The 5,585-nt window shown below is 67.7% G+C and carries 4 protein-coding genes; 1 reads left to right on the forward strand and 3 read right to left on the reverse strand.

Going from position 1 to position 5,585, the window contains the following annotated elements:
• The 3 genes from FJV41_RS52890 to FJV41_RS47650 all read right to left on the reverse strand — a co-directional run.
• Positions 1-3,253 (reverse strand): OTU domain-containing protein (locus FJV41_RS52890; protein WP_368773783.1); only part of this gene is annotated, 3,253 nt, incomplete at its 3' end.
• 48 nt (positions 3,254-3,301) lie between these two features.
• Complete coding sequence (locus FJV41_RS47645) at positions 3,302-4,276, reverse strand: peptidoglycan-binding protein (RefSeq protein WP_246137879.1); 975 nt, start codon at positions 4,274-4,276, stop codon at positions 3,302-3,304.
• A gap of 72 nt (positions 4,277-4,348) precedes the next feature.
• Positions 4,349-4,780, reverse strand: a complete 432-nt coding sequence (locus FJV41_RS47650; RefSeq protein WP_174476187.1) for a hypothetical protein — start codon at positions 4,778-4,780, stop codon at positions 4,349-4,351.
• Positions 4,781-5,155: 375 nt separating this feature from the next.
• Between FJV41_RS47650 and FJV41_RS47655 the strand changes: the two genes are divergently transcribed.
• Positions 5,156-5,527, forward strand: coding sequence for a hypothetical protein (locus FJV41_RS47655; RefSeq protein WP_141649270.1), 372 nt, complete (start codon positions 5,156-5,158; stop codon positions 5,525-5,527).
• Positions 5,528-5,585: the final 58 nt, after the last annotated feature.

The following is a 5,585-nucleotide window of genomic DNA, read 5'->3' on the forward strand; positions in this document are numbered from 1 at the left end:
CCGGCAAAAGACAAAAGCATCGGTCTCGTTGGCTCGGAGATGTATAAAAGAGACAGCCACCGCCCCCTCCCCGCCCGGCGAGCAGGTCGTCCAGGTGATTGACCGCCAACTGGCGCACCGTGCCGTGGTGCCGCTCGTCGCCTAAGAGAAGCTGAGCCAGGGAGCGGAAGAGGCAGTCACCTCCCCCTGCGTTCGGCTCGCGCCGCTGATGGAGGGACGTCAGGTGTTCATCCATCGAGATGGTCCGGACGGCGCTCCTGCGCCCTCCATCCGACTCCAGGGTCGGCCGCTTGCCCCAATAGGCCGCCGTGTCGAAGCCCTCCGCCCGGAGCGCGACGAGCGTCAGACGCACTTGCATGGCATCCGCCACCAGGCTGCCGGACCGCTCGTGCTCGGCCTCACCGACCTGGGCCGCCGCCTCCAGAATCTGGTCGAGCGCCCTGGCCGCCACCTCGTCGGACTCCGTGGACTTCTGGTAGGCGAGACACAACGCCTCCAGCCTCCGCATCTCCTCGGAGCCCCTGGGCGCCTCCGGGACCTCGGGGGGCAGGGCGGTCTCCTCGACGACCAGCTTTTCGCGCCCGTCGTAGACCAGCCTCAAATCAGAGACGAGCGGCATGTGGTCGCTCATCTTCTTCGCGTCCGCCATCAGGTCGACCCAACGCGCGTCGTCGCTGCCCTTCAGCGTGACACCCGCGCCGCGCAGCTGCCCGAAGATGCGCTCCTCCTCCTCCAGCCGCGCATCCTCCCTCTGGATGAGCTGCCAGAAAGGTCTCAGGTGCTCGGGCAGGAGCTCGCCGTGGATGCGAAAGAGCTTTCGCTCCTTGTCAGTGGCGAGGACCATCGGGAACGGGATGACGAAGACCGAGGCCTGCTCCAGCCTCCAGCCATCCGTGCGCGGCGAGTACACGAGAATCTTGTCATAGCCACTCGCGCCATAACGTTGCTGGGGCGAAGTCGCGAACGACTCGATGAGCCCCAACACATCCTCGACGGAGTTGAGCAACGATACCGGCTCGCCGCGCTCCGTCGTGGAGGGGTTGAACGGAAGGGCCTTCACCGCCGTGTTCAGCAGCGCGCGCAGGGACTGCTTGGAGCCACTGCCAAAGTCGTGGTCCGCATCGGACGCCCAGGCCGTGAAATCACTCACCGCGAGGGTGGAGCGCTCATCGGCCAGTGCGTAGAGATGACTGGCATTCGCGCCGGGCCCCAGCAGCGTATCGAAGAACCGGTGGAACGAGAGCTTCGGCTTGCAGTCGGCGATGTACGGGGTGCCATCGGGCGCGAGGCCTTTTTTGGGCCTCGCGGTGTCGATGTTCAAGTCGGACAGGACGATGCCCAGGGCCTTGGCCTGGCGCTCGGCCTTGCAGTACTCGAGGAAGGCTGAAAAGTCCTTGCCCCGGGCAGGCCCATTGTCAGCCTTGGGCGAGGGCGGATGCCACGCGATGACGCCTATCTCCGGAGCCGCTTTCACCTTGGCGAGCCGCACCGGAATCCGCAGGGGCTCTCGCTTGCTGAAGAGGCTCCCGGCCTCCTTCTCTCCACGCGCCAGATAGGTGCTGACGTAGGAGACGGCCTCCTGGTCGATGCTCACCTTGGAGGCGCGCCACAGGACACCGTACGCCTCATCCTGCGTATAGAGCCCCTTGACGGCCCCTTCGGGCACCTCTCGGGGCCACGACTCGTAGACCTCCACATGACGGGCCCGGCACTGGGCGTTCAGCGCGTCGCGGATGCGCAAGAACTCGCGCAACCCCGCATGGGTCGACGGCCCGTCTTCGGTCTCGTTCTTGCGCCGGGCATAGGCCGCGAGCTTCGACTGATAGAGCCGATTGAGATGCTCGGTATTTGAACGAGACAGGATTTGTTCGAACTCGAACTCGCGCCCCTGCTTCCTGGAACGCGGCACCTCCTCCTTCGCGATGCTGAAGATGAACCCCTTGAAGAGTTCTCCGCAGTACGCGAGGAGCTGTTCGACGGCGAACTTCGCGAGCTTGTCGCGGGCAGTCCGCTCAGCTCCGAGTTCCGCATCCTCTCTCTCGGTGGGTGAGTAGCGCGGCGCGAAGGGCTGGAGCCAATCGTAGTACTCCTCTTCCACGAGCAACCGCACACAGTACGGGTGAAACTCCGCGATGAGCTTCGGGGTCTTGCGCTTCACATCGATTTCGGTCGCGACGAGCCGCGCGGCAGGGGCATCATCATCATCATCATCATCCGGCCCACCGAAGCGATCGATGAGCAGGGGCTCGCAAGCCTCCCATGCGGTTTCGATGCTCTCATTGAGTTCGTCGAGCCTCTCGGCATCGAGTTCTTGCGTCGTTTCGCTCCAATCCGGGTCGGGTGCTGATTCGGCCGTGACGCCCGGCCAGATGGCTCTGCGCACCCTCGTGGCGAAGATTTTCGCCAGGTCATTGGCGAACTCCGATTGCCACTCCCGGACAGCGGCATCCTCGGCATCCTCGGGGGCGACGTTCCTGACGGCGCTCGCGGCGGCCTTCTTTCGATAGCGCTTGGGCACCGGGAAGCGCTCCCACAGCGCGGTCAACGAATCGCCGCGCACGCGATTCGGCGGTGGCGGAACCGGCGGCTTGGGCTCAACCAGACGCAGGCCCCCCTTCTTCTTCAGCTCCAGGATGGTGACGAGGTCGGGGTTCGCCGCACGGATGACGTGCGCCAGGGCGTCGATGGTCCACTGCTTGCGGACCGCGGGAGTTCCGCTCGGCCCCCCTCCCAGGTCCGCGATGTTCCACAGGAGCACCCGGAGCGGGAAGCTCCGGTCGAGCACGGGCGCGTCAGCCACGGTGGTCTCCGCGCCGAGCGGGACACTCCGGACCTCGGACCGCGCGTCCCTCAGCGCTTCGGGTGGCGACTCCAGGGGCGGGATGACGACTTCGGAGGAGGACGCATCGAGCATCTGCGCATGCATCTGCTCGTCCGACAGCCGGTGCGAGTCCGTTGAATCAAGGCTCTCCAGCACCTTGTCGTACTCATCCCCCATGAGCGAAGCGAGGGTCTCATCGTCATCGGAGACCGCCTGGGCCCCCACGTCGATGGGTGGGAGTTCGTCATCGTCGCCGAGCGGCTGGAGGTCCTCGTCGTCATCGTCGTCGACCGGCTGGACCTCATCGTCCACATCGTCCCAATCGTCACCGTCGGCGGCGGCCCAGTCGTTGTCATTCCCCGCGGCGGGGACGACAGGCAGGGGAGTGCCACAGGCGGCGCAGCGGGGAGCGGCCTCCGCTCCGTCGTCCATGACTTCAGCGCGGCAGTTCGGGCATCGCATCGCGAAAGGCTCCCTGGATTACGAACGGTGAAGCAGGCCCAGCGCGGCGCGGGTCGCCTCGTCCACGTCACCGCTCGGAGGCAGCCCGAGCGCGTACTGAAACCACTCGACGGCCAGACGCGTCTTGGGCCCCAACTCCCCCTGCTCGCCTCCGCAGGAGAACCCCAGGTTCTCCAGGCGCTCCCGCAGCCCCTCCGGCGCGCTCGTCGACCGCAGCGCGACGAAGCGCAGCGTCAGGCGGCGCTCATCGGGACGACCGGGAGCCACCGTCACCTCGCCCCTCACCGCGCGCTCCGGCAGCACCTGCACGACGCGCCCCTCGTCATCCGTCACGCCCTCCTGCGCGGGCAGCTCCTCCTCGTCATCCAGCCACACCTTCAGCAGATAGGGCTGGTGCGCGCGGGGTTGGTGCGCGCCGTCGCGCAGCACCAGCACCAGGGCCAGGGGAATGCCAATCCGGTGCACCACCTGCCGGTAACCCGTCTCCACGGTGACCCACTCCCGGGCGAAGGGCCGCGCCACGACGCGAGTGCCCGGCGCGGGTGCCACGTCGGACGCGAGCGCTTGTCCCGTTCGCGCATCCACGAGGCGCGATGGGCGCACTCCCCACCTCGCGGCGAGGACCGTGAGAGACTCGGTCCCCTCGCACGTCCAGGTGAGCGCCTTGGGCTGGGACGCCGGCCCCCATCTCGCGCTGGCTCCCGCCTCCCGAGGTGGCAGCTCCAACGCGCCGAGCACCCGCCACAGCGCGGGCTCCACGTCGAGCAACCGCAGGCGATAGCGGCCTTCCTCCAACCCCTCGAACAGCACGACGCCCTGCTCATCCGTGCGCGTGCGCAGGGCTTCATCCCCTGTCAGCCGCGTCAGCTCGAGCGCCACGCCCGACAGCGGCGCCTCCCGGTCATCGACGACGACCACCTCCACCTGGCCCTTCCCGGACTCGAGTGGACAGGGGGCAATGGCGGCATCCGTCCCGGACGTGGGGGGTGGCATGGCAGTGGGTCCTCGCTCAGGCGTGCGTGTCGGGTCGGCCTGGGCGGCGGCGACATGCCCGTGCGACTCCGGTCAGGTGTCGGTCCCAGGCGGAGCATGGAGGAGGCGAAATGCCTCTTCCTTCCGTCGGTTCTGGAGGACCACGTCCTCGCGGCGGCGGCGCTCGTTCACCACCCTGCGAAGGCGCGCGACAGGGTCCGAGACGCCCGCGTCATCCAACCAGGTTCGCATCCAGGCATGAGGGCGTTGCTCCTCGAAGTCCGCGCCCAGCGACTCGGCGAGGCTGACGTAGAGCCGCACGTCCTCGAGCGCGAGGATGCCCCGGTCCACCGCCCGGCGAACCACGGGCCGCAGCCGCTCCCGCGTCCACGCCGGCTCCACACGAGCAGGCCCGGGCACGACAAGAGCCTGCTCCGCGAGAAGGTCCCCGACCCGCTGCTCGACCCGCGCATCCTCCGCGGAGAGCCGCAACGTGGTGATCTGCGACTCACGAATCCGCAACAACGGAGACACCCACGCCGGTGAAGTGACGCAGGATTATTTCCAGGACATCAGAGGAAAGCAAGGTACGGAGGCGTCTCGGACGGATTCATCCGGCGACGAGTCCTCCGCGACGAGGCAGGTGAAGACAGGCCTCCGCGTGGCGGACGACCAGGGGCCCGGGCACGCCAACGCCTTCACCGGAACGCCGCCTCGGCGGTGGAGGAGTTGCCCACGAGCGTTCGAGCAATCTGACCTCGTGGGTTTCACCGGAACACGAGGCGGAAGGACGCGCCGCCTCCGTTGCGGGACTCGTGAGGGACGCTTTATCGTTTCGCCTCAGTCCTGGAAGCACGGTTGCGCGGGGGGCCAGGAATTCAGGCTCGATAAGGCACCCCTTTGTTGATCATCCGTGACGAGCAGAAGCAGGTCTTCCAACAGGAGTCGCGTCGACGGTTCGAGGTCCTCCTCGCCGCCTTCCTGCGAGAGCACTACCCCGCGGCCCGCCGCATGGCACCCGAGCAGCTCTCCGGGTTCGTCCACACGCAGGTCAGCAAGGCCGGGCCCTATGGGCTGGTGAGCCGGCGCGGCGCGGCGCTGTTCGTGGCGGCCGCCTGGCATCTGGGTGACGGCTTCGACCTGCGGTTGCGCGGAGGAAAGCGGCCCATCTTCGGCCGCGACACGTTCCCCTCTGAGCGCGAGGCGATGCTCGAGGACCTGCTCCACGAGTTGGGCGCGGGCGTGCCCGCCGGAGAGGGGGCCGGACGATGAGCGACACCTTCGACGATGACCCGCGCTCCAGACCCCCGTTTCGTCCCGCCCCTTCGTC

This window comes from Myxococcus llanfairpwllgwyngyllgogerychwyrndrobwllllantysiliogogogochensis (genome assembly GCF_006636215.1).
Classification (GTDB): Bacteria; Myxococcota; Myxococcia; order Myxococcales; family Myxococcaceae; genus Myxococcus; species Myxococcus llanfairpwllgwyngyllgogerychwyrndrobwllllantysiliogogogochensis.

What these genes read in the sequence shown, in the direction of transcription:
- FJV41_RS47645 (WP_246137879.1), bottom strand. Translation starts at nt 4,276, where the DNA reads ATGCCACCCCCCACGTCCGGGACGGATGCCGCCATTGCCCCCTGTCCA.